The 23,816-nt window shown below is 74.5% G+C and carries 20 protein-coding genes; 12 read left to right on the top strand and 8 right to left on the bottom strand.

Annotated elements, in window-relative coordinates; genetic code table 11:
* Nucleotides 1–35: 35 nt before the first annotated feature.
* Entirely contained in the window at nt 36–1,487 is a 1,452-nt protein-coding gene (locus GC722_RS00765; RefSeq protein WP_331714248.1) for a CCA tRNA nucleotidyltransferase, read from the bottom strand.
* Nucleotides 1,488–1,625: 138 nt separating this feature from the next.
* On the opposite strand from GC722_RS00765, the gene GC722_RS00760 reads away from it, so the two are divergent.
* The 7 genes from GC722_RS00760 to GC722_RS00730 all read left to right on the top strand — a co-directional run bounded on the left by GC722_RS00760 (nt 1,626) and on the right by GC722_RS00730 (nt 10,462).
* Nucleotides 1,626–3,743, top strand: a complete 2,118-nt coding sequence (locus tag GC722_RS00760; RefSeq protein ID WP_156607068.1) for a DUF6049 family protein — start codon at nt 1,626–1,628, stop codon at nt 3,741–3,743.
* On the top strand, nt 3,740–7,351 hold the full coding sequence (murJ, locus tag GC722_RS17970) for a murein biosynthesis integral membrane protein MurJ (RefSeq protein ID WP_156607066.1): 3,612 nt from the start codon (nt 3,740–3,742) through the stop codon (nt 7,349–7,351). Before GC722_RS00760 ends, murJ begins: the two co-directional genes overlap by 4 nt.
* On the top strand, nt 7,348–7,938 hold the full coding sequence (gene sigM / locus GC722_RS00750) for an RNA polymerase sigma factor SigM (RefSeq protein ID WP_331714247.1): 591 nt from the start codon (nt 7,348–7,350) through the stop codon (nt 7,936–7,938). The genes murJ and sigM overlap by 4 nt, the downstream gene beginning before the upstream one ends.
* Nucleotides 7,935–8,435, top strand: a complete 501-nt coding sequence (locus GC722_RS00745) for a hypothetical protein (protein WP_156607064.1) — start codon at nt 7,935–7,937, stop codon at nt 8,433–8,435. Before sigM ends, GC722_RS00745 begins: the two co-directional genes overlap by 4 nt.
* A gap of 143 nt (nt 8,436–8,578) precedes the next feature.
* Nucleotides 8,579–8,965, top strand: coding sequence for a hypothetical protein (locus GC722_RS00740; protein WP_156607062.1), 387 nt, complete (start codon nt 8,579–8,581; stop codon nt 8,963–8,965).
* Nucleotides 8,966–9,201: 236 nt separating this feature from the next.
* Nucleotides 9,202–9,444: a DUF3072 domain-containing protein gene (locus tag GC722_RS00735; RefSeq protein ID WP_156607060.1), complete on the top strand. Its 243-nt coding sequence runs from the start codon at nt 9,202–9,204 to the stop codon at nt 9,442–9,444.
* 31 nt (nt 9,445–9,475) lie between these two features.
* Nucleotides 9,476–10,462, top strand: a complete 987-nt coding sequence (locus GC722_RS00730; protein ID WP_156607058.1) for a TIGR03557 family F420-dependent LLM class oxidoreductase — start codon at nt 9,476–9,478, stop codon at nt 10,460–10,462.
* 36 nt (nt 10,463–10,498) lie between these two features.
* On the opposite strand, the gene GC722_RS00725 is transcribed toward GC722_RS00730, so the two are convergent.
* Nucleotides 10,499–10,891, bottom strand: coding sequence for a hypothetical protein (locus tag GC722_RS00725; protein ID WP_331714246.1), 393 nt, complete (start codon nt 10,889–10,891; stop codon nt 10,499–10,501).
* A gap of 139 nt (nt 10,892–11,030) precedes the next feature.
* On the opposite strand from GC722_RS00725, the gene GC722_RS00720 reads away from it, so the two are divergent.
* From GC722_RS00720 to GC722_RS00700, 5 genes are all read left to right on the top strand, one after another.
* Nucleotides 11,031–12,482, top strand: coding sequence for an ABC transporter substrate-binding protein (locus tag GC722_RS00720; protein ID WP_156607056.1), 1,452 nt, complete (start codon nt 11,031–11,033; stop codon nt 12,480–12,482).
* Nucleotides 12,479–13,462, top strand: a complete 984-nt coding sequence (locus GC722_RS19065) for a carbohydrate ABC transporter permease (protein WP_331714245.1) — start codon at nt 12,479–12,481, stop codon at nt 13,460–13,462. Before GC722_RS00720 ends, GC722_RS19065 begins: the two co-directional genes overlap by 4 nt.
* Nucleotides 13,462–14,400: a carbohydrate ABC transporter permease gene (locus GC722_RS00710; RefSeq protein WP_156607054.1), complete on the top strand. Its 939-nt coding sequence runs from the start codon at nt 13,462–13,464 to the stop codon at nt 14,398–14,400. Before GC722_RS19065 ends, GC722_RS00710 begins: the two co-directional genes overlap by 1 nt.
* Nucleotides 14,401–14,497: 97 nt before the next feature.
* A complete protein-coding gene (locus GC722_RS00705; RefSeq protein WP_156607052.1) occupies nt 14,498–15,775 on the top strand; it encodes a sensor histidine kinase in 1,278 nt (425 codons plus the stop codon).
* Nucleotides 15,727–16,371, top strand: coding sequence for a LuxR C-terminal-related transcriptional regulator (locus GC722_RS00700; protein ID WP_197429657.1), 645 nt, complete (start codon nt 15,727–15,729; stop codon nt 16,369–16,371). Before GC722_RS00705 ends, GC722_RS00700 begins: the two co-directional genes overlap by 49 nt.
* A 40-nt stretch (nt 16,372–16,411) precedes the next feature.
* On the opposite strand, the gene GC722_RS00695 is transcribed toward GC722_RS00700, so the two are convergent.
* The 6 genes from GC722_RS00695 to valS all read right to left on the bottom strand — a co-directional run.
* The gene (locus tag GC722_RS00695) at nt 16,412–16,876 is read right to left on the bottom strand and encodes a GNAT family N-acetyltransferase (RefSeq protein WP_331714244.1); all 465 of its coding nucleotides are present in this window, start codon (nt 16,874–16,876) and stop codon (nt 16,412–16,414) included.
* A gap of 43 nt (nt 16,877–16,919) precedes the next feature.
* Nucleotides 16,920–17,537, bottom strand: a complete 618-nt coding sequence (locus GC722_RS00690) for a CDP-alcohol phosphatidyltransferase family protein (protein ID WP_156607050.1) — start codon at nt 17,535–17,537, stop codon at nt 16,920–16,922.
* A gap of 88 nt (nt 17,538–17,625) precedes the next feature.
* Nucleotides 17,626–18,627, bottom strand: a complete 1,002-nt coding sequence (locus GC722_RS00685) for a DUF4436 family protein (RefSeq protein ID WP_156607048.1) — start codon at nt 18,625–18,627, stop codon at nt 17,626–17,628.
* 18 nt (nt 18,628–18,645) lie between these two features.
* Complete coding sequence (locus GC722_RS00680) at nt 18,646–20,463, bottom strand: hypothetical protein (protein WP_156607046.1); 1,818 nt, start codon at nt 20,461–20,463, stop codon at nt 18,646–18,648.
* Between the two features lie 73 nt (nt 20,464–20,536).
* On the bottom strand, nt 20,537–21,301 hold the full coding sequence (gene aqpZ / locus GC722_RS00675) for an aquaporin Z (protein ID WP_197429646.1): 765 nt from the start codon (nt 21,299–21,301) through the stop codon (nt 20,537–20,539).
* Between the two features lie 188 nt (nt 21,302–21,489).
* Nucleotides 21,490–23,816 (bottom strand): valine--tRNA ligase (gene valS, locus GC722_RS00670; protein ID WP_231747281.1); only part of this gene is annotated, 2,327 nt, incomplete at its 5' end.

Genomic DNA, 23,816 nt, shown 5'->3' with positions numbered 1-23,816 from the left:
GCGGCCCGTCTGCTCGGGGCCCGCCTGCTGCGGGTTCAGCCCGCCCGCTCGGCCCACCAGCGACGCAGCTCGGCCTCGGCCGTCTCCGGGTCGGCCGGCCCGTGCTCCATCCGGAACTCCAGCATGTGGCGGTAGGCCTCGCCGACCTCCCGGCCGGGAGCCAGCCCCAGCAGCGCCATGATCTGGTTGCCGTCCAGGTCGGGACGGATGGCGTCCAGCTCCTCGGCCTCGGCCAGCTCGGCGATCCGCTCCTCGAGGTCGTCGTAGGCCTCGCGCAGCCGGGCGGCCTTGCGCTGGTTGCGGGTGGTGCAGTCGGCGCGGGTGAGGATGTGCAGCCGCTCCAGCTGGTCGCCGGCGTCACGGACGTAGCGGCGCACGGCGGAGTCGGTCCACTGCCCGTCGCGGTAGCCGTGGAAGCGCAGGTGCAGCTCGACCAGGTGGCTGACCGCCTTGGTCTCCTCGCCGGAGAAGTGCAGCGCCTTCATCCGCCGGCGCACCAGCTTGGCCCCCACCACGTCGTGGTGGTGGAAGGACACCTTGCCGCCCGGCTCGAAGCGCCGGGTGGCCGGCTTGCCGACGTCGTGCAGCAGCGCCGCCAGCCGGTTGACCAGGTCCGGGCCACCCTCGAGGCGGTGCTCGAGCTCGATGGCCTGCTCCAGCACGGTCAGGCTGTGCTCGTAGACGTCCTTGTGCCGGTGGTGCTCGTCGCGCTCGAGCCGCAGCGCCGGCAGCTCGGGCAGCACCCGGTCGGCGATCCCGGTCTGCACCAGCAGGTCCAGGCCGGCCCGCGGGCGGTCGGTGAGCAGCAGCTTGGTGAGCTCGTCGCGGACCCGCTCGGCGGAGACGATCTCGATCCGCTCCGCCATCGCCGTCATCGCCGCCGCCACCTCGGGGGCGACCTGGAAGCCGAGCTGGCTGGCGAAGCGGGCGGCCCTCATCATCCGCAGCGGGTCGTCGCTGAAGGACTGCTCGGGGGTGCCGGGGGTGCGGATGGTCCCGGCGGTCAGGTCGGCCAGCCCCTCGTGCGGGTCGACGAACGTGCCGCCGGGGCGGGTGACGTCGATGGCCATCGCGTTGACGGTGAAGTCGCGCCGGACCAGGTCCTCGCCCAGGGAGGTGCCGAAGCGCACCTCGGGCTTGCGGCTGTCCGCCTGGTAGGAGTCGCTGCGGTAGGTCGTCACCTCGATGACCCAGTCGGTGCCGTCCTCGTCGCGGACGCGGCAGCCGATCGTCCCGAACGCCTTGCCGATGCTCCACACCGCCTTGCTGAAGCGGTGCAGCAGCCGCTCGATCTCCTCCGGGCGGGCGGAGGTGGTGAAGTCGAGGTCGTGGCCGAGGACGCCGAGCAGGGCGTCGCGGACCGAGCCGCCCACCAGGTAGAGCTCGTGGCCGGCCTCGGCGAACAGCCGACCCAGCCGACCCACCACGGGCGTGATGCGCAGCATCTCGCTGACGGCGTTCGACTGGGCTGAGGTCAGGTCCGGCACGGCCGTCCAGCCTACCGGGCGCAGCACCGCGGCGCCCCGTCCGCGAGCCGGCCGAGGAGGCTCCGGGTGCCCGTCGCGGGCCCGGCGGTCCGCCCTCAGGTCCCCGGGACGACGTGGCCGCGCCCCTACGATGGCCGGGTGAGTGCCCCGACCTCCTCCGGACGCCCCCGCCCGGCGTCCGCGGGGGCGGGAGGCCGGGGACGCCGCCGCCGGACCGCCGCGACCCTCCTGGTCGCCGTGCTGGCCCTGCTGCCGGCGGCCGGCCCGCTGGGGCTGGTGCTGCCGGCCCGGGCGGTGGAGCCCGATCCCCAGCAGGTGTCGATCGCGCTGGAGTCGGTCGAGCCGGCCGTGCTCGACCGCGACGCCCGGCTGACCGTCCGCGGCACCGCCACCAACAGCCGGGACACCCCGGTCAGCAACCTGCAGCTGCTGCTGTGGCGCGACCAGGGCACCCTCTACACCGACCAGGCCCAGCTCGACGACCTCGTCGCCGCCCCCAGCACCCTCCCCGTCGGCGCCCGGGTGCTGGTCGAATCGGCCTACACCAGCGACCTGCCGGCCGAGCTCGGGCCCGGGCAGAGCGTGCCCTTCGAGCTCAGCGCCACCGTCGAGGAGCTGGGGCTGCCCCCCGGCGACGGTGCGGCGCTGGTCGGCGTCCAGGCCCGCGAGGACGGCGTGGAGACGGTCGGGCGGGTGCGGACCCTGGTGCCGGTGGTCGAGGAGCGCCACCCGCCGGTGGCGGTGGCCTCCGTGGTGGTGATGTCGGCCCCACCCTCCCGGGTGCGCGCCGACGTGGTCGCCGGGGAGTCGCTCGGCGCGCAGCTGGCGCCCGGCGGGCGGCTCGACGTGCTGCTGGGCAGCGCCGCCCGCGAGGACGTCAGCTGGGCCGTCGACCCGCTGCTGCTGGCGGAGGTGGGCGACCTCGCCGACGGCTACCGGGTGCTCGCGGCGGACGGCGCCGAGTCCGCCGGCGGCCACCAGGCCGACGCCGCCCGCTGGCTGACCCGCTTCGAGGAGCTCGACCGGGCCCGCGGCTACCGGCTGCCCTGGGGCGTCCCCGACCTGCTGGCCGTCGCCCGCTCCGGCGAGGAGGAGCTGACCGGGGCGGTGCTCGCGGCCCAGCCGCCGCAGGGTTCCGCCGCGGCCGACCTGCCGCTGCTGCTCGCCCCCGCCGGCGGCACCGTGGACGCCGCCACCCTCGACCTCGCCGACCGGATGCAGCCGGCCGCGGTCGCGCTGGCCGGCGGGCCCGGGTCGGCCGTGCACAGCCGACCCGACGCCGCCGCCCTGGTGGACGTGTCGGTCGAGGCCTTCGACCCCCAGCTCGGCCCCGACCCGCGCGCGTCGGCACCGCAGGTCGCGCAGCACCTGCTGACCAGCACCCTCGTCGAGAGCCTCACCGCGCAGGGGCGCGGGCTGTCCCCGGCACCCCAGGTGCGGGTGGTCGACAGCGCCGAGCGGGCCGCCGCCGACGCGGTCGAGGCCCCGGGCTGGCAGCGCCGGCTGCCGCTGGCGGAGCTGCTGGCCGCCGAGCCCACCCCCTGGAGCGGCCCGGTGGACGACCCCGCCGCCGACCTGGAGGCTCAGCTGGACCCCTCCGTGCTCGACTCCGCCGCCGAGCTGCGGAGCGACCTGCAGACCGCCCAGGAGCTGCTGACCGACCCCGGGGAGAGCCAGGACGCCGACCGCACCACCTCGGCGGCGCTCAGCAGCTGGTGGCGCGCCGGTGCCGCGGCCGAGCAGCGGGAGGCCTGGCTGGGCCCACGCCGCGACGCGCTGGACCAGCTGCTCGGCGGCCGCGGGCTGCAGCTCAGCGTCGCCCAGAACGTGGCCATGTCGGCCCGCAGCGGGCAGTTCCCGGTCAGCATCACCAACCGGCTGGACCAGGCGGTCCGGGTCCGGGTCGTCTTCTCCACCGACAACCCGGGCCGGATCAGCATCCCCGCCATCCCCGAGGTCGTGGTCCGCCCCGGTCAGACCGTCACCACCACCGCCGCCCCGCGGGCCCGTGCCAACGGCAGCTTCAACGCCACCGCCCGGCTGGCCACCGTCTCCGGCCGCGAGCTCGGCCCCAGCCGCGAGGTGCGGATCGAGGCCAGCGACATCGGCCGCGCCGGCTGGGTGATCGTCATCGGCTCCGGCATCGTGCTGGTCGGCGGCACGGTGCTGCGGGTCCGCCAGGTGCGCCGCCAGCAGGCCCGGGCCGCAGCCGCGCCCGACCCGACCCCCAGCCCCCGGAACGAGGCAGCGCGATGAGCGTCGACACCCGCAGCAGCTCCCTGGTCTCGGCCGGGGCGCTGATGGCCGCCGGCACCCTGCTGTCCCGGGTGCTCGGCTTCGCGCGGGCGGTCGTCATCGCCATGGTCCTGGGCAACACCACCCGCCAGGCCGACATGTTCACCCTGGCCAACACCATCCCGACCAGCCTCTACATCCTCTTCGCCGGCGGCGCCCTGAACACGGTGCTGGTGCCCCAGATCGTCCGCGCCACCTCCTCCGACGAGGACGGCGGCGAGGCCTACACCAACCGGATCATGACCGCCTTCCTGGCCATCATCGCCGGGGTCACGGTGGTGCTGCTGCTGGCGGCCCCGCTGGTGCTGCGGATCTACACCGACGCCGGCTGGCGCGACCCGGAGCTGTCGGAGCAGTACCGCTCGATGCTGACGCTGACCTACCTGTGCCTGCCGCAGGTCTTCTTCTACGGGGCCTTCTTCCTCGCCGGCCAGGTGCTCAACGCCCGCGGCCGGTTCGGGCCGATGATGTGGGCCCCGATCGCCAACAACGTGGTCTCGATCGCCGTCTTCGTCGGCTACCTGCTGGTCTTCGGCACCGACGTCGACCACGGCGCCCCCTTCAGCACCGCCCAGGAGCTGGTGCTGGGGCTCGGGGCCACCGCCGGCATCCTGGTGCAGGCGGCGATCCTGCTGCCCTTCCTGCGCCGCGCCGGGTTCGTCTACCGGCCCCGCTTCGACCTGCGCGGCACCGGCCTGGGCCGCACCTTCTCGCTGGCCAAGTGGACGCTGGGCTTCGTGGCCGTCACACAGCTCGCGCTGGTGGCGGTGAACCGGCTGGCCAGCAGCGCCACCGCCGGCGCCGAGAACGGCGGCGGCCTCACCGTCTACAACAACGCCTACCTGGTGTGGATCCTGCCCCACTCGGTGATCACGGTGTCGCTGGCCACCGCCATGGTGACCTCGGCCTCGAAGCTGGCCGCCGACGGCGACCTGGGCGGGGTCTCGCGGGAGACCGCACGCACCATCCGGCTCACCACCACCGTGCTGCTGCCGGCGGCGGTCGCGTTCCTGGTGCTGGCCACCCCGATCGCCCGGCTGGCGTTCGGCTACGGGGTGGGCGCCTCGGACTACCCGGTGCTGGCCCTGGCGCTGCAGGCCTTCGCGCTGGGGCTCGTGCCCTTCACGATCCACTACGTGCTGCTGCGCGCCTTCTACGCCCTGGAGGACACCCGCACCCCCTTCCTGCTGCAGGCGCTGATCGCCGGGCTCAACGCCGGGTTCGCGGTGCTGCTGGTGCGCCTCGTGGCCGACCCCTCGCTGGTCGCCACCGCGCTGGCGCTGGCCTACTCGCTGTCCTACGCCGTCGGCGTGGTGGTCGCCTTCCGCCGGCTGCAGTCCTCGCTGCCCGGGCTCTCGGCGCGCGCGGTCGGACGCCACCTGGTCCGGGTCACGCTGGCGGTGCTCCCGGCCGCGGGGCTGGCCTGGCTCATCACCTGGCTGCAGCACCGGCTGACCGAGGGCCGGGTGGCCTCCGCGCTGGGGCTCGCGCTGGCGGGGGTCGTGGCGGTCGGCGCGTACGTCGCCGCGGCCCGGTTGCTGCACCTGCGCGAGATGGATGAGATCGTGGGCACGGTGCTGCGACGCCGACGAGGGGTCGCCGGCTCCGACGACAGCGCCCCGGTGGAGGGCGCAGCCCCCGCGGGCGACCCCGCGGCGGCACCCGGACGGGAAGGAGACGCGGTGCAGGGCAGCGCGGGTGAGGAGCGGCCGTCCGCGCCCGGGCCCGAGCACGCCGAGCTGGAGACCCAGCCGATGTCGGCGCTAGGCCCCGACGGGCACCCGCTGGACCCGGCCGCCGCGGCCGAGGAGGCCCCCCAGGACGCCTGGCGCGGCAGCTCGCGTCCCTCGCCGGAGGAGGAGATGGGCTCCGGCGTGCTCGCCACCCCCAGCACCGACCCGGACGTGCTGCGCCGCAGCCGGCAGCGGGCCGGGGACGTCCTGGGTCGGCGCTACCGCCTGGAGGAGGTCGTGGCCGGCCGCGCGGACGCCCACACCTGGCGGGCCTTCGACCAGGTGCTGTCCCGCTCGGTGCTGGTGCAGGTGCTGCCCCCCGACGACCCCCGCTCGCCCGCCCTGCTCGAGGCGGCCCGCGCCTCGGCGGTGGCCACCGACTCCCGGTTCCTGCGGGTGCTGGACGCGGTGGAGAGCAACGACCCCGAGGTCGGCTCCTACATCGTCACCGAGTTCAGCCCGGGGCAGACGCTGGAGGTGATGCTGGCCCAGGGACCGCTGTCGGCGCTGGAGGCCGCCTGGCTGGTCCGCGAGGTGGCCGACGCGCTGGCCGGCATGCACGCCATGGGGCTGCACCACCGCCACCTCGGCCCCGACGCCATCACGATCACCCCGGCGGGCAACCTCAAGATCACCGGTTTCCTGCTGGAGGCCGCGATCGTCCCCGACGACGCCGACGAGCCCGACGGCGGGGAGATCCTGGAGGCCGGCAGCTCCGCCGACGACCCCACGGTCACCCTGCCCGTCCGCCGCACCGACGACCCGGAGGCCCAGGACGTCCGCGACCTGGGCCGGCTGCTCTACGCCGCCCTGGTCTCGCGCTGGCCCGGCGCGGCCCGCTACGGCCTCGACCGCGCACCCACCGACGGCGGCCGGCTGCTGACCCCGCGCCAGGTCCGCCACGGCGTCTCCCCGGCGCTGGACCGCATCACCGACCGCATCCTGTCCCCGGTCCCGCGCCACCACGAGGAGCCGCTGCGCACGGCGGCGGAGGTGGCGCAGGCGCTGAGCACGGTGCTCGGCACCGCCGACGCCTCCCACGACCTGGAGCGGCGGGTGCGCCAGCCCGTGCCCGTGGTGGGCTCCGGGCCCGCCACGGTGGCGATGTCGCCGGCGGCCTCCCCGGTCAGCGCGGTCGCTCCCGACCCGGTGCGCCCGCCGGTCAGCGCCCTCACCCCCGAGGCGGAGGCCGCGCCTCCCACGGTGCGGGTCGTCGACCCGACGCAGCCGGTGCGGCGCCGGTGGCTGGGCGTGCTGGTGGCGCTGCTGCTGCTGGCGCTGGTGGTCGGGCTCATCGGCGTGTTCGTGCAGAACCAGGCCCGGTTCACCGGCAACGCACCCGGCGACCAGGCGAGCACCGACACCGCCCCGCAGCCGGTGGAGGTGGCCGACGTCCTGGTCTTCGACCCCCAGGGCGACGTCCCCAACGACGAGAACAACGACCTCGCCCCGCTGGCGGTCGACGGCGACCCGGAGACGGCCTGGCAGACCCTGGCCTACCGGGGCAACCCGGAGCTGGGCGGCCTCAAGCGCGGGGTGGGGCTGGTGCTCGACCTGGGCGAGGCCACCGAGGTGAGCCGGCTCGACGTGGTGCTGCCCGAGGACCCCACCGCGGTGCAGGTGCTGGCGCCGGCGGACCGCGCCGCCGCCGAGGCCCCGATGACGAGCGACGCCGACTGGGAGGTGCTGGCCGAGGACGAGGAGGCCGCCGGCGAGGCGGGCTTCGAGCTCACCGAGCCGGTCACCACCCGCTACCTGCTGCTCTACCTCACCGAGCTGCCGCCGGAGGGCTCCAGCTACCGCGGCTACGTCTACGAGGTCGAGGTCCAGGGGTGAGCGCCGCGGACCCGACCACCGACCCCCGCAGCGACCACGAGCTGCTGCGCGCGCACGTCGACGGCGACGAGCACGCCTTCGCCGAGCTGGTGCGCCGGCACTCCGACCGGCTGTGGTCGCTGGCCCTGCGGACCGTGCGCAACCACCAGGACGCCGAGGACGCCCTGCAGGAGGCGCTGATCTCGGCCTTCCGCCGGGCGGAGTCCTTCCGGGGCGACTCCGCGGTGACCACCTGGCTGCACCGGGTGGTGGTCAACGCCTGCCTGGACCGCATCCGCCGCAACCAGGCCCGCCGCGCCGAGCCGCTGCCCGAGCGCACCGACACCGAGCTGGCCGCCGGCGGCGGCACCGTGGACGAGGCCGACACCGGGCTGGTCCGGATGGACGTCCAGGACGCCCTCGGCCGGTTGAACGCCGACCAGCGGGCCGCCCTGGTGCTGGTCGACATGGAGGGCTACAGCGTCGACGAGGCGGCCCGGATCCTGGGGTGCGCGCCAGGCACGGTGAAGAGCCGCTGCGCCCGCGGACGTGCCCGGCTCGCGCCGCTGCTGGCCCACCTCGACCCCACCCCGCAGGACGTCCGGTGACCGGCCGCGCCGCCGCCGGGCAGCAGCGCTGGCCGGGAGAGCTGGACAGCTCGGTGCGCTGGCAGCCGCCGGTGGTGGTGGCCAGCACCGCCGCGGTGGTGATGACCCTGCTGCTGGTGCGGGAGAGAGCTCCCGGCTGGGGTGTGGTGGTGCTGCTGGTGCTGGCCCTGCTGGCCGTCTACCTGCTGGTGGTGTGGCTGCGGACCCGGGCCCGGATGGCGGTCTCGGGCAGCACCCTGACCGTGCGGCGCTGGCGCGACGTGCACCGCGTCGAGGCGGCCGAGGTCACCGCGGTCCGCCAGCGACTCACCCAGCACGGTCCCGACTTCGTGCTGCAGGCCGGCGGCCGCCGCGTCGTCGTGCCGGCCTCGCGGGTGCGACGCGGGCACTCCGCCTTCTTCGACTGGCTGCTCGCCCACGGCCGCGAGCCCGAGCTGGACAAGGGCACCCGACGCACGCTGCAGGTGGTCCGCGAGCGCGGGCTGATCGAGCGGTGAGCACGCACGTACGCTGGGACCGCGATCCGGTGGAACCGGAGGGCGGGCGCCTGCGTCCAAGCGGGCGACCGGCCAGGTACGGCCCCGTACCCGGCCCCGCCCCCCGACCCTGACCCGCAGCCCGGCCGATCGGAGGAACCCTGGTGGACGAGCAGCACGACGAACGCCCCACGGCGGCAGCCGCGCCCGACAGTCCCACGGCGGCAGCCGCGCCCGACGCTCCCGCGGCGGCAGCCGCACCCGACGGGCACGCGGACACCGGCGAGCACCCCGAGGTGACCGCCGCGCTGGCGGCCGAGCCGCTCGAGGCGATGCCGCCGCAGGTGCTGTCGGGGCTGCTGGCCACGGTGGCCGGTGAGGTCCGCCGCCGGGCCGAGGGCGAGGCCACCCGCGAGCGGGCCGCGGCGATCGCCGCCTCGCTGGAGCGCAGCAACGTCGGCTCGTTCGGGGTCAACGTCCCCCGCCGTCCCACCGTGCCGCACGTCAGCACCGGCCCCGGGATCACCGCCGGCCCGTCCGACTGCGGCTGACCCCCCGCCGTCCGCCCCGCCCTCCCCCTCGTCCCCGCTCCCCCCGGCTTCACACCCCCGGCTTCACAGCCCGTCCGCCTGCCTCACAGCCGCTGCAACGGCTGTGAAGGCACCGCTGCGGCTGTGAGGCGCGATCGGAAGGGCTGTGAAGGCACCGCTGCGGCTGTGGAGCGGCGGCGGGTGGAGGTGAGCCGCCCGGCCGCAGACCTGTCACAGCCCCGACCTAGGCTGACGGCATGAGCGGAACCGACCAGAACCCAGGCCAGAACGACGAGACGATCGGCGCCTCCTCCCCCGGCCAGCAGGAGGGGCTGCAGCGCGACCCCAGCGAGTGGGTGAGCGGCGACGACCCGATGACCGAGGCCCAGCGCAGCTACCTCGACACGCTGGCCAAGCAGGCCGGCGAGGAGCTCCCCGCCGACATGACCAAGGCCGAGGCCTCCCAGCACATCGACCGGCTGCGCGACTCCGACTCGTGAGCCCTGCCCGGTCGCGGGGTAGGGAGCCGGCATGACGAACTTCGGCTACACCTTGATGACCGAGCAGTCCGGCCCGCGCGAGCTGGTGCGCTACGCCGCCGAGGCCGAGCGCCGCGGCTTCGACTTCGAGGTCAGCAGCGACCACTACTCGCCCTGGCTGACCAGCCAGGGCCACGCCTCCTACGCCTGGACGGTGCTCGGCGCGGTCAGCCAGGTCACCGAGCGCGTCGAGCTGATGACCTACGTCACCAGCCCCATCCGCCGCTACCACCCTGCCGTGGTGGCCCAGAAGGCGGCGACCCTGCAGATCCTCTCCGAGGGCCGTTTCACCCTCGGCCTGGGCAGCGGCGAGAACCTCAACGAGCACGTCGTCGGTGAGGGCTGGCCGGCCGTCGACCAGCGCCAGGCCATGTTCGTCGAGGCCGTCGAGATCATCTCCGCCCTCCACGACGGCGACCTGGTCACCTACGACGGCGAGTACTTCCGGGTCGACTCGGCCCGGATCTGGGACCTGCCCGAGACGCGGGTGCCGCTGGCCCTGGCCGTGTCGGGTGAGAAGTCGGTCTCCCGCTTCGCGCCGCTGGGCCACCACCTGGTGGCGGTCGAGCCCGACGCCGACCTGGTGCAGGGCTGGTCCTCGGCCCGGCAGCAGGCGGGCATCACCGAGCCCAGCCGCACCATCGGGCAGGTGCCGATCTGCTGGGGCCCGGACGAGGAGGCCGCGGTGGCGAAGGCCCACGACCAGTTCCGCTGGTTCGCCGGCGGCTGGGCCGTGAATGCGGACCTGCCCACCCCGGCGGGCTTCGCCGGCGCCACCCAGTTCGTCCGGCCCGAGGACGTCGCCGAGCAGATCGCCTGCGGTCCCGACCTCGACGCCATCGTGGAGAAGATCCGCCCCTACTGGGAGGCCGGGTTCACCGACGTCGCGCTGGTGCAGGTGGGCGACGAGGGCCAGCAGGAGTTCCTCGAGCAGGCCGCCGAGCCGCTGCTGGAGAAGCTGCGCGCCGCCGCCGGCTGAGCCCCACCCCCGAGTCCCCGGCGGCACCGCGCCCGGTCACGGCTGCCCGTCCCCCTCGGGGTCGGGCAGCCACGACGGCCCCTGCACCTGCGCGCCCAGCGCCAGCACCCGTGCCCGCAGCTCCCGGTCCGCGGTGACCACGTGCACCGTCCGGCCCGCCTTCCGGGCCCGGGCGGTCTCGGCCACGACGGTGGCGTCGCCGTCGCGGGGGGCGTGCACCACGCGGACGCCGTCCAGCACCCCCTCGGGCACGCCCCCGCGGGCGGCTCCCTCCAGCACCAGCACCAGCTCGGCCGCGGCGGGCAGGGCGGCGAGCCGGGTGTGCAGCCGCCGTGCCGCCCCGGGCCGGTCCCGCCACCAGCCGTCCGGGCGGCTGCCCACGACGTTGGCCCCGTCGACCACCCAGACCTCCGCGCCGGTGTCGTCCACGCACCCATCACAGCACCTGACGCGAAGCCCGCGGACCGCCTGCCGGAGGAGGTGCGGCGAGCCGTTGGCTAGAAGCGCTTCTCCGGGGTAGAAGTGAGTCAGCGGTTGCCGACGGCGCACCGCGCCCCGAGGAGGACACATGAGCCAGACGCCGAACCACCGCACCGAGCAGCCCCGGGGCCCGGTCGCCTTCAGCACCGCACTGCGCGGGAGGAGGCACCGGCGCGTGCTGGCGGCCTCCGTGCTCGGCCTGAGCCTGCTGGTGGCGGCCTGCAACCCCGCCGCCCAGCAGGCCCCCGCGCCGGCCGAGGAGGAGGGCGGCATCGACTTCGCCGCCGCCCCCACCGGCGCGCTGGCCATCAGCGGCTACAACCCCTCCGACGACGTCGCCCAGGCCCGCGCCGACCACGCCGAGAGCCAGCTGGCCGACGTCGACATCAAGCTGGACACCACCAGCTTCGACACCCAGAAGTTCGCCGCGCAGGCGGCCTCCGGCGACGTCCCGGACCTGATCCGGGCCGACCGGAACCTGATCGCCACCCTGGCCGACCAGGAGCTGATCATGCCGATCGACGAGTGCTACGCCGCCAAGGGCGTCCAGCCGCGCGAGTACTTCTACCCCGCCACGATCGACGACGTCACCTACGACGGCGCGGTCTACGGGGTGCCGGAGTTCTTCCAGCCCAGCGCCCTGCTGGTCAACACCCGGGTGCTGGACGAGGCCGGGGTCGGGCTGGACGAGGTGAGCACCGCCGACCCGGCGGCGATGGTGTCGCTGGCCGAGCGGCTGAGCGAGGTCGACGGCGGCACCCCGAAGCGCCTGGGCTTCGACGCCGACCTGCCCGGCTCGGCCGCGATGTGGATGGTGCTGCGGGGCGGCAAGGTGCAGGAGGCCGACGGCCGTCCCGCCCTGGACAGCCCCGAGAACGTCGCGACGCTGACCTGGATGAAGGAGCTGATGGACGCCCAGGGCGGCTACCCGGCGATCAAGAGCTTCAAGGACTCCCAGGACGTGTTCGGCGAGGAGAACCCCTACTCCGCCGACGAGGTGGCCATCGGCACCTGGGCGCAGTGGTACGTGAACGTGCTCTCGGACTACGCCGAGGACATCGAGCTCGCCGCGGTGCCGATCACCGACGCCACCGGGCAGCCCTTCGCGATGGCCGGCGGCAGCGCCTTCGCCATCCCGGCGGCCGCCGCCAACCCCGCCGCCGCCTGCGCCTGGGCGGTCTCCGTCACCTCCCAGGAGGCCTGGATGGCCGCCGGTGACGCCCGCGCCGCCACCGTCGAGGAGGAGGACGCCATCAACACCGGCCTCTTCACCGGCTCCCCGGTGGCCGACCAGGCCGTCCGCGAGGCCCACGTCGGCGACAGCGGCAGCGAGCAGTTCGACCAGGTCATCTCCACCTACTACGACGTGCTGGCCAACCCGCGCACCCGCGGCGCCTCGGCCGTCGGGGAGCAGATCGGCAACGACCTCGAGAACGCCGTGATCGTGACGCTGTCCGACGAGAGCACCCCGGAGGAGGCTCTGGCTGAGGCCCAGGCGTCGTCGATGCGCGCGTGGGAGCAGTCGAGGGCCGGTTCGTGAGCGCGGCGCACACCGTCCGCGCCGCAGCCGAGCTCACCGACAGCCCCCAGCCCGCCCGCCGCCGGCGGCCACGGAAGGTCCGCGAGAAGTACAGCTGGCGGGAGTCGCTGGCGGGGTACCTGTTCATCAGCCCCTGGCTCATCGGGTTCCTCACCTTCACGGTGATCTCGATGACCTGGAGCCTGGTGCTCTCCTTCACCGACTACAACCTCGCCACCGGCCGGCAGACGCCGGTCGGGTTCGAGAACTACGCGCTGGTGGTGGAGGACCCCAAGGTCGTCACCTCGCTGCTCAACACCTTCGTCTTCGTGGTGCTCTCGGTGCCGCTGGAGCTGGTGCTGGCCATGGTGCTGGCGCTGCTGCTCAACAACGTCCGCCGGGGCTCGGGGCTGTTCCGCACGCTGCTGTACCTGCCCAAGATGACCCCGGCGGTGGCCACTGCCGCGGTCTTCCTGCTGCTGCTCAACGGCAACGACGGGGCGATCAACGCGGTGCTGGAGTTCTTCGGGCTGCCCGGACCGCAGTGGCTGTCCGACCCCGACTGGGTCAAGCCGTCCATCGTGGTGATGGGGCTGTGGGGCGTCGGCGGCTCGATGGTGCTGCTGCTGGCCGCGTTGCGCAACGTCCCCCGCGAGCTGCAGGAGGCCGCCGCGGTGGACGGCGCCGGCTCGGCCGCCCGGTTCTTCCGCATCACCGTGCCGATGATCTCCCCCACGGTGTTCTTCGTGGTGGTGGTCAACACCATCGCCGCGCTGCAGGTCTTCGACCAGGCCTACCTGCTGTTCTACCGCGACGGGAACAGCAACGCCCCCGACGCCGCCCTGTTCTACGGGGTGTACCTGTTCCAGCAGGCCTTCCAGCAGTTCAACTTCGGCCTGGCCGCCGCGATGGCGTGGCTGCTGTTCGTGATCATCCTCGGGATCACGGCGGTGCAGATGCTCGTCGGCAACCGGACCGTCCACTACGAGGGAGGTCGCTGATGGCCACCGACGTCGTCTCCGAGCGGATCGTCACCCCCGCCAGCAGCGCGCCCCGCGCCGACAGCGCGCAGTGGGCCGGGCCGCCGCGGCACCGCGTCGCGGCGCTCGCCGCCGACGTGGTGCAGTGGACGCTGCTGGGCGCCTTCTCGCTGCTCTTCCTCTACCCCTTCGTCTGGCTGCTGTCGGCCAGCCTGAAGCCGCGCGGGGAGATCTTCGACAACCGGCTGATCCCGCTCACCGTGGTGTGGGACAACTACGTCGAGGTCTTCAACCAGCTGCCGCTGCTGTCGTGGATGGCGAACTCGGTGGTGATCGCGCTGCTCTCGGCGGGGCTGATGACCATCTCCAGCTCGCTGGTGGCCTTCGGGTTCGCCTACTTCCGCTTCCCCGGCAAGGCCTGGCTGTTCCGGCTGCTGCTGGCCTCGATGATGCTGCCCGGGGCGGTGACGCTGATCCCGAACTACCTCATCTGGCGCTACCTGGGCTGGCTGGGCACCTCGGTGCCGCTGTGGGGAGCCGCGCTGTTCGGCTCCGGGTTCTACATCTTCCTGATGCGCCAGTTCTACCTGTCGCTGCCCAAGGAGCTGTTCGAGGCGGCCCGGGTCGACGGCTGCTCGGCGTTGGGGCTGTTCACCCGGATCGCCTTCCCGCTGGCGCTGCCTGCCTCGGTGATCGTGTTCATCTTCGAGTTCCAGGCCTCCTGGAACAACTTCACCGGGCCGCTGATCTACCTCAACAGCACCGGCGTGGAGAACTTCACGGTGCCGCTCGGGATCGCCCACGCGATGAGCGTCTACAGCCCGACCAACGGCGGCCACGGCGACTACCAGTACGTGATGGTGGCCTCGCTGCTGGTCACCCTGCCCATGATCGCCGTGTTCGCCTTCGGCCAGCGGTACTTCGTCGAGGGCGTCGCCTCGGTCGGCGTCAAGGGCTGACCCGCCCGCCGCTTCCCGCCGGGGGTGGGCCGGGGACCCCTCGAGGAGGGGGGTTTTCCCCCTGGGCGCCGGCGCCCGGCACCGCGACGATGGAGCCATGAACCGACGTCTGCGTCTCACCCTCCTGGGCCTCGCGCTGGCCTGCCTCAGCATGGTGGGCCTCGCCCCCTGGGTGCTGTCCGTGGTGGCCCTGCCGCTCTTCGTGGTCTGGGTCGGCATGCCGCTGTTCCTGCTGGCCACCCTGCTGGTCCGCGTGCTGGCCCGGGCCGGCCGCCACTGGGCCGGCTGGGTGCTGCAGCGCGACATCCCGCGGCCCTACCGGGCCCGCACCGGAGGTCCCTGGTGGGGACGGCTGCGGTGGGTGCTCACCGACCCGGCCACCTGGCGCGACCTGCTGTGGGTGCTGCTCAACTGCGTGGCCGGCCTCACCCTCGGCCTGCTGGCCGTCGTCCTGCTCGCCGGGTCGCTGCACTTCCTGGTCTACCCGCTGCTGGTCGCCGTCACCCCGGCGGGCGTGTTCGACACCCTGTTCGGGTTCATCCAGCTGGACGGCTGGGTGCAGGCCTTCGCGGTGGTGCCCCTCGGCGTGGCGGCGCTGGGTGTCTGGTGGGTGGCGACCCCGCTGCTGCTCGGCGCCTGGGCCCGGCTGACCGCGGCCCTGCTCGGCCCCACCCGGGCGGCGGTGCTGGCCGGCCGGGTGGAGACCCTGTCGGCGAGCCGCGCCGAGACCCGCGACAGCGCTGCCGCGGAGCTGCGACGGATCGAGCGCGACCTGCACGACGGCGTGCAGGTGCGGCTGGCCTCGATGGGAATGACGCTCGGGCTGGCCGAGGAGCTGATGGCCACCGACCCCGTCCGGGCCCGCCAGCTGCTGGGCGAGGCGGCCGACGCGACCAGCCTGACCCTGGAGGAGCTGCGGGCGCTGGTCCGCGGGATCCACCCGCCGGTGCTCGCCGACCGCGGGCTGGTGGGTGCCGTCCGCGCCCTGGCGCTGGACGCCCCGCTGCGCACCTCCGTGGCGGTGGAGGGCTTCGGCGCCGACGAGCGGCACCGGCTGCCGGCCCCGGTCGAGGCCTGCGCCTACTTCACCGTCGCCGAGGCGCTGGCCAACACCCTCAAGCACGCCGGCGCGACGCGGGTCGACATCCTGCTCGCCCACGACGGCAGCCGGCTGCAGGTGGTGGTCAGCGACGACGGCGTCGGCGGGGCGAGCCTCGTCGACGGCTCCGGGCTGGCCGGCATCAGCCGTCGCGTGGAGGCCTTCGATGGGATACTCAGCCTGACCAGCCCCGCCGGGGGTCCCACCCACGTCACCATGGAGATCCCGTGCGAGCTCTCGTCGCCGAGGACCACGCCCTCCTTCGAGACGGCCTGATCCGGCTGCTGGAGGCGCACGACATCCACGTCGTCGAGGCCGTCGCCGACGAGCCCCACCTGCTGCGGGCGCTGGAACGCGACGACCTCGACGTCGCGGTGCTCGACGTCCGGCTGCCGCCCACCGGGACCGACGAGGGGCTGCGGGCGGCGGTCGCGGTCCGGCGACGGCGGCGGCTGCCGATCCTGGTGGTCTCCCAGTACGTCGAGCAGCTGTACGCCCGCGAGCTCCTGGCCTCGGCCGAGGGAGCCGTCGGCTACCTGCTGAAGGACCGCATCAGCCACGTGCGCGACTTCGTCGACGCCGTCCGCACCGTCGCCGCCGGAGGCACCGTGATGGACCCCGAGGTCGTCACCCGGCTGCTGGCACGGCACCGCACCCCGCTGGAGCAGCTCACCCCCAGGGAGCGGGAGGTGCTGGAGCTGATGGCCCGCGGTCGCTCCAACGCCGCCATCGCCGCGCAGCTGTTCGTCACCGAGAAGGCCGTCGGGAAGCACATCGCCCACATCTTCACCAAGCTGGGTCTGCCGCAGTCCGGCGACGACAACCGGCGCGTGCTCGCCGTGCTGACCCACCTGCAGGGCGCGCCCGGCTGACCGCACGGCCGCAGGGGGGGCGCGGGAGTGCGGGTCCCGCTCAGCCCAGCTCGAGGGTCATGAAGGTGCTGTTCGGGTCCGGCCGGTAGGAGCCGAACGGCCCGCACCCGACGAAGCCGTGCTTGCGGTACAGCGCCCGGGCCGGGGCGAAGAAGTCCATGCTGCCGGTCTCCAGCGACACCCGGGCCACCCCGCGCCGGCGGGCGTCGACGAGCGCGTGACGCAGCAGCCGCGAGGCGATCCCGCGGCCGCGGTGCGCCGGGTCGGTCCGCATGCTCTTGAGCTCCTCGTGCCCGGGCGCCACCGCCGCCAGCGCGACCGTGCCCAGCACGACGTCGGGCTCCTCGCGGGCCACCCACAGCCGCACCCCCGGAGCCCGCAGCCCCGTGACGTCCAGGGCGTGCCGGCTCTCGGGCGGGGCGGTGGGGGCCAGGTCGTCGAGGTGGGCCTGCAGGAAGCGCAGCAGGGCCGGGTCGTCCAGGTCGGCGTCGCGGATGTCGGTCACGGCGCCCAGGATGGCACCGCCCAGCCGCCCCCCGCCGCCGCGTTCAGACGAGCGGCGTGCGGGTGGTGAGCTCGTCCCCGCGGTGCCCGGCGAGCCGGAGCATGTAGCCGACCCCGGCCACCAGGTGCAGCAGGCAGCCCACCCCGAAGGTGAGGGTGCCCACGACCTCCAGCACGTCGGCCCCGGTGACCGGGGAGTCGCCGAGCAGCAGGGCCGGGAGGGCGACCATGATGAGGGCGGTGCGTGCCTTGCCCGCCCAGGACGCGCGCATCAGCCCCATCCGGCTGCGTCCCACCAGGCCGACCACGAACACGGCGGCGTCGACGACCAGGATGACCGCCAGCATCCACCAGGGCAGCAGGTCGGCGAGCACCATCGCCGCCAGCACGACGAGGATGCCGAGCCGGTCCGCCAGCGGGTCCAGCCAGATGCCGACGTCGGAGACCGTCCCGGTGCGGCGGGCGAGGAAGCCGTCGACCCAGTCGGTGGCGCCGAAGACGACCAGCGCCACGGCCGTCCACAGCCGCTGGTCGGTGCCGAGCACCAGCCAGGCGATCAGCGGGACGCACACCACCAGGCGCACCAGGGTGATCGCGTTGGGCACCGTGGCCCAGCCGCGGACCTGCGCCTCGGGGAAGTCGGTCGGCTGCAGCTGCGTCATCGACGTCCCTCCTCCCTCGGCGCCCAGCCGTCGGTGCGGCCGCTTGCGCGAGCCAGTCTAGGCAACCCCGCGCCCGGCGCCACCGGACTTACCGGCCGCCGGTCGCCGCCGCGACGGCCTCCTCCTGCTGCTGACCCGCCTCCTGCTGCTGGTGCGTCTCGTCCTCGTCCAGGTGCCGGCGCCGCAGCAGGGCGCTCTCCCGCCAGAGCAGGTGGAACCCGGTCCACACCAGCAGCAGGGCGATCAGGCACATGCACGGGAAGAAGACGATGTAGTCCAGCGCCGTCCCGATCGGCGGGGCGCCGGGCATCGCACTGCGCAGCGCGGGGAAGGACAGCATCGTGGCCGAGAGCCAGATGACGTTGCTGAACTCCAGCTCCTTCTTCACCAGGGCGGTGCCGACGGTGACCACCGCCATCAGGGTGGTGAGCAGGATGGCGAGCACGTAGAACAGCACCAGCACGACGCTGAGCGGGTCCCGTGCCCCCTCCAGGGTCAGCGACGAGACCGCCTTCCCGCCCTGCAGCTGCGGTGGGCTGACCTCACCGCTGAGCACCCAGGGCCGGGCCGAGTTCTCCATCACCACCTCGAAGGGGACGTTCTCACCGGTGGTGTCGTTGGTGACCGAGATCTGGAAGTCGGTGAACGGCTCGTCGAAGGGGTAGGCGGCGTCCCCCCGGTCCAGGCTCAGGGACACGGCCGTGGGGTCGACGACCGACTCCCCGGGGACGGTCACCACCGAGCTCGTCAGCCCGCCGCTCAGCACCTCGATCCGCAGGCTCTGGGAGATCTCGCCGGCCTTCTCCCCCACCAACGCGCCGTGGGGGGACGGCAGCACGCTGGCCTGGATGACCCGGTTGGTCAGGTCCACGTCCTCGGTGCGCATGGCCAGCGTGACGTAGTCGCCGCCCGGGGTCTGGCTGCCGTGGAGCGGGACCGTGGTCGTGGTCTGCAGCACCCCCGAGACGCCCACCACGACGTAGTAGGCGGCCAGCAGCGCCGCGACGGCGAGCAGGATCGCCGGCGCCGGGTTGCGGCGCCTCCTCCGCTCCTGCTCCGACGACGACGCGTGCGGGGACGGGTGGGACATCAGCAGCTTCTCCTCGACTCAGCGCCCGCGCTCGGCCACCGTGGCCGCCAGGGCGAACAGGAACAGGGCGAGCACCACGACGAGAGGGCCCGGGACGTCCGAGACCTGGGTGCTGAGGGTGTCGGTGTCGGAGGGGGTGTCCGAGGTGAGGTCGAGGACGCTGGTGACCGCGTTCACCGCGCCGGGTCCGGTGGCGGCGCCCTCGCCGCTGACCAGCAGCCGGTGCACGGCCCGTGGGGAGGGGCTGGCGGCGTCGGCGAGCAGGTGGACGGTCAGCGTCGCCCCCTGCTGCGGCGCCAGCTCGGCGCGGCAGCGGAAGCGGGTGGCGGTGACGCTGCAGCCGCCCTCCTCAGCCAGGGTGACCGCCCGGTACCGCACCCCCCGCCCGAGCAGGCCCTCCACCGTGACGGTGACGGCCTCGTCGCTGGGGTTGGGGCCGACCCGCCCGGTCAGCCGGGACCCGGCCCCGGGCACGAGCTCCAGCGAGGCGGCGGACAGCGACACGGGCACCAGCCGCTCGGGTGTCCACGGGCCTCCACCACCGGGCGCGGCGCCGCGGCCGCCGGTGACCGAGCGACCGGCGCCACGGTCCTGGTCCTGCCCGCTGGCTCCCCTGCCCTCGTGCTCGCCGTCCTCGCCCCGGCTGTCCTCGTCCTCGCCGTCCTCGTCCTCGTCGGTCCGGTCGGGCGCGCTGCCGGCGGGGACCGGCGGAGCCGAGGGCTGACGGCCTCCGGGAGCGGTCGGCGGTGCGGCTGCGGGACCGGCCGGCTCCGCCGCCTCGGGGTCGCCGGCCGGGCGGGACGGGGTCGGGTCGGGACGCTCCGTCGGCTGCGGGCGAGGGGCCGGAGGCACGGCGGGGGGCGCGGGCACGACGACCGTGACGGTGTCGCTCGACGTGGCCGCCCCGGCCACCTGCTGCTGGGCGGTGATCCGGTGCCGTCCCGGACGCAGGTCGGTGAGCACGGTCGCGAAGCGCCCGCGCTCGTCCGTCGGCACCGTGCGCCGCTCCTCACCCACCCGCACCCGCACCGGGGAGCCGGGATCGGCGGTGCCGGTCACGGCGACGTCGCCGGAGGAGACGGTGGCGCCGTCCAGGGGCCGGTCGACGGTCACCGGGGCGACCACCCGCACCACCTGGGGCGTGCTGGCCGGTGAGGTGCTGCCGCCGGGGCTGGTCTGGCGGGCCAGCAGGACGCTCTCCCCGACGGGGAGCTCGTCCGGCGTGCAGCGCCACGACGTCTCGGCCGCGGCCGGCACCGAGCACACCAGCCGCCCCTGGTCGTCGCTCACCGTCACCGCGTGGCCCAGCCGCTCCGGCCCGGGCACGACGTCTCGGGTCCCGCGCAGCTCGGGGGTGCGGTCCCGCGTCACCGCGGGCGCGGTCAGGGTGGGCGCCGGCGGGGGCAGCACGGTGAGGCTCCACCCGCTCGACTCGTCGCCGACCGAGCTGGTGCCGGTGGTCGTCCCGGCGGGGGCGGTGGCCGCGATGGTCAGCTCCGCCCGGAGCCGGGTGCCCGCGGGCCACCCGGTCCGGGGCTCGCAGCGTGCCTCCGTGGCGCTGACCAGCGGGCAGCTCGAGCCGGACGCCCCCGGACCCTCGTCGGTGCGGGGGGCCCGGGTGAAGCTGGTGCCCGGAGGGGCCTGGACCACCCAGGTCGCCCGGCCCTGGTCCCGCTCGGTGACGAGCTCCACCGCGACGACCTCGCCCGGGCGGCCCTGGCCGGCGGTCGTGGTGATCGCCGCGGCCGGGCCGCTGCCGGCGGCGGGCAGCAGCACGGCGGCGGCGGCGACCAGGCACGCCACGACCGACCGGCGGCGCGGGACGGGGGCCGGCACGAGAGGCTCCTCGGGGACGGAGGACGCAGCCACCCCCGCTGGCGTCGCGTCCCGGTGTGCGGGTGGTCGGTCGTCAGGGGTTGTTGGCGATGCCCTCGGTGACCCGAGGAGCCTTCCGCAGCCCGGTGATGGCGGCGTAGGAGGCGCCGGCGATCGCCGCACCGACCAGCGGGGCGACCACGAACAGCCAGACCTGGGAGAGGGCGTCCCCGCCGGCGAACCAGGCCACGCCCAGCGAGCGGGCCGGGTTCACCGAGGTGTTGGTGACCGGGATGGTGACCAGGTGGATCAGGGTGAGGCCGAGCCCGATGGCGATCGGGGCGAACCCCTTGGGGGCGCGGTCGTCGGTGGCGCCGAGGATGATGTAGAGGAACATGGCGGTGAAGACGACCTCGGTCACCAGGGCGGCCACCAGGCCGTAGCCGCCGGGCGACCGCTCGCCGTAGCCGTTGCTGGCGAAGCCGCTCTCGACCGCGTCGAAGCCGCCGGTACCGGAGGCGATGGCCAGCAGCACCGCGCCGGCCACCGAGGCCGCCACGACCTGGGTGATCACGTAGCTCGGGACGAGACGCCAGCCGATCCGGCCCGCGACCGCCAGACCGACGGTGACGGCGGGGTTGAAGTGGCCGCCGGAGATGTGCCCCACGGCGTAGGCCATGGTCAGCACGGCGAGGCCGAAGGCGAGGGAGACGCCGACGAAGCCGATCCCCAGCTGGGTGCCGTCGTCGGGGGTGAGGAACTTGGCGGCCAGCACGGCGCTGCCGCAGCCGGCCAGCACCAGCCAGAAGGTGCCGAGGAACTCAGCGCCGAGCACGGCGCGCATCGGAGGGGTGTCCATGGGGTTCCTTCGAGGAGGGCGCCCGCGGGCGCTCGGGGTGGCATGGGTGAGGGAGGTCTCGCTCGACGGCGGCTCCCCCCTGCCGTGCCGGTCCGACCCCGCTGCCGGGGCAGTCGGTCCTCGCGCCAGAAGATATACCGGTTCCGGCTGGCGCGGGAAGGTCCGCGCCGGCAGGGACCGACCCGTGGTCAGACGCCCGCGAGCTCCACCTGCACCTGCACCGTGCCGTCGGGGACGACGTCGGTCACGACCTCGCCGGTGACGTTGCCCGCGGCCCGCACGTCGTCCAGGGCCAGCGTGAACGCGGCCAGCGCCTCCTCGGTGCCGCTGACCCGCAGCCCCGACACCTCGGTGCGCTGGCTGACCTTGGCCGAGGACTTGGCGCCGCGGACCTGGGCCACGACCTCGCTGGCGGTGCCGAGCACCGCCGCGTCACCGGGCTCGTGGCCCAGCTCGTCCGGGGTGGGCCAGGGGGCGCGGTGGATGGAGCCCTGCTGCCACCACGACCACACCTCCTCGGTGACGAAGGGCAGGAACGGGGCGAGCAGCCGCAGCTGGGTGGACAGCGCCAGCACGAAGGTGGCCCGCGCCGACGCGGCGGCGGCGTCCTCGCCCCGGGCCCGGCTCTTGACCAGCTCGAGGTAGTCGTCGCAGAAGTCCCAGAAGAACCGCTCGGCGTGCTCGAGCGCGCTGGTGTAGTCGTAGGCCTCGAAGGCCTCGGTGGCCTGGGTGACCACACCGGCGAGCCGGGTCAGCAGGGCCCGGTCGATGGCCTCGGTCACCAGCGCGGGGTCCATCTGGCTGACGTCGGCGCCCAGGCCGTAGGCCTCGGGGTCGGCCAGCACGAACTTGCTCGCGTTCAGCACCTTCATGGCCAGCCGGCGTCCGACCTTCATCTGGGTCTCGTCGAAGGGCGAGTCCAGGCCGGGCCGGGCCATCGCGGCCCGCCAGCGGACGGCGTCGGAGCCGTACCGGTCGAGGATGTCCTTGGGCACCACGACGTTGCCCTTGGACTTGCTCATCTTCTTGCGGTCCGGGTCGACGACGAAGCCGCTGATCATGGACCGGTACCAGGGCAGCGAGCCGTTCTCGAAGTGGGCGCGCACCACGCGGGAGAACAACCAGGTGCGGATGATCTCGTGGGCGTGGGTGTTGAGGTCCATCGGGAAGGTGGCCGCGAACAGCTCCGGGTCCCGCTCCCAGCCGCAGACGATGTGCGGGCTGAGCGAGGAGGTCGCCCAGGTGTCCATCACGTCGGGGTCGCCGACGAAGCCGCCGGGCTGGTTGCGCTGCTCCTCGGTGTAGCCGGGCGGGCACTGGCTGCTCGGGTCCACCGGCAGGGTGTCCTCGGCGGCCAGGATGGGCTGGGAGTGCACCGGCTGGCCGTCGGCGTCGACGGGGTACCAGACCGGGAACGGCACCCCGAAGTAGCGCTGACGGCTGATCAGCCAGTCGCCGTTGAGCCCGCCGACCCAGTTCTCGTAGCGGTGGCGCATGTGGTCGGGCACCCAGGCGAGCTCCTCGCCGCGCCGCAGCATCTGCTCCTTGAGCTCGGGGTCGCGCCCGCCGTTGCGGATGTACCACTGCCGGGTGGAGACGATCTCCAGCGGCTTGTCGCCCTTCTCGTAGAAGTTCGCCTTCCGCTCGGTCGAGGTCGGCTCGCCGTGCAGGTCGCCGGACCCGCGCAGCAGCGACACCATCGCCTCCCGCGCGCTGAAGACGGTCTTGCCGCCCAGCTCGGCGTAGGCCGCGGCCCCCGCCTCGCTGGTGATCCAGCCGGGGGTGTCGCGCAGCAGCCGGCCGTCGCGGCCGATGACGACCCGGGCCGGCAGCTGCAGCTCGCGCCACCAGGTGACGTCGGTGAGGTCGCCGAAGGTGCAGCACATCACCAGGCCCGAGCCCTTGTCCGGCTCGGCGGCCGGGTGGGCCAGCACGGGCAGCTCGACGCCGAAGACGGGGCTGGTCACGCTGGTGCCCACCAGGGACGCGTAGCGCTCGTCGTCGGGGTGGGCGATCAGCGCCACGCAGGCCGCGATCAGCTCCGGCCGGGTGGTCTCGATCAGCACCGGCTCCCCGCCGCCGACGGGGTGGAAGCCGACACGGTGGTAGGCGCCCGGGTAGTCGCGGGCCTCGAGCTCGGCCTGCGCGACCGCGGTCTGGAAGGTGACGTCCCACAGCGTGGGGGCCTCGGACAGGTAGGCCTCGCCGCGGACCACGTTGCGCAGGAACGCCTTCTGCGCCACCGCGACCGAGTCGTCGGAGATGGTGGTGTAGAGCGTCGACCAGTCCACGCTGAGGCCGACCTGGCGCCACAGCGCCTCGAAGGTCTGCTCGTCCAGGGCCGTCAGCTGGTGGCAGAGCTCGACGAAGTTCCGCCGGCTGACCGGCAGCTGGCGCTTCGGGTCCGGCTTCTCCGGCGGGGTGAAGTCGGGGTCGTAGGGCAGGGTCGGGTCGCAGCGGACGCCGAAGTAGTTCTGCACCCGGCGCTCGGTCGGCAGGCCGTTGTCGTCCCAGC

The sequence above is a fragment of the Auraticoccus cholistanensis genome, from assembly GCF_009742705.1.
Lineage (GTDB): Bacteria > Actinomycetota > Actinomycetes > Propionibacteriales > Propionibacteriaceae > Auraticoccus > Auraticoccus cholistanensis.
Note: the sequence above shows the minus strand (reverse complement) of the source record. Positions and strands in the feature narration are given on the sequence as shown.

Coding starts and splice junctions, on each gene's coding strand:
- murJ (WP_156607066.1), top strand. CDS start 3,740: ATGAGCGTCGACACCCGCAGCAGCTCCCTGGTCTCGGCCGGGGCGCTG.
- GC722_RS00735 (WP_156607060.1), top strand. CDS start 9,202: ATGAGCGGAACCGACCAGAACCCAGGCCAGAACGACGAGACGATCGGC.
- GC722_RS00730 (WP_156607058.1), top strand. CDS start 9,476: ATGACGAACTTCGGCTACACCTTGATGACCGAGCAGTCCGGCCCGCGC.
- GC722_RS00720 (WP_156607056.1), top strand. CDS start 11,031: ATGAGCCAGACGCCGAACCACCGCACCGAGCAGCCCCGGGGCCCGGTC.
- GC722_RS00710 (WP_156607054.1), top strand. CDS start 13,462: ATGGCCACCGACGTCGTCTCCGAGCGGATCGTCACCCCCGCCAGCAGC.
- GC722_RS00705 (WP_156607052.1), top strand. CDS start 14,498: ATGAACCGACGTCTGCGTCTCACCCTCCTGGGCCTCGCGCTGGCCTGC.
- GC722_RS00690 (WP_156607050.1), bottom strand. CDS start 17,537: ATGACGCAGCTGCAGCCGACCGACTTCCCCGAGGCGCAGGTCCGCGGC.
- GC722_RS00685 (WP_156607048.1), bottom strand. CDS start 18,627: ATGTCCCACCCGTCCCCGCACGCGTCGTCGTCGGAGCAGGAGCGGAGG.
- aqpZ (WP_197429646.1), bottom strand. CDS start 21,301: ATGGACACCCCTCCGATGCGCGCCGTGCTCGGCGCTGAGTTCCTCGGC.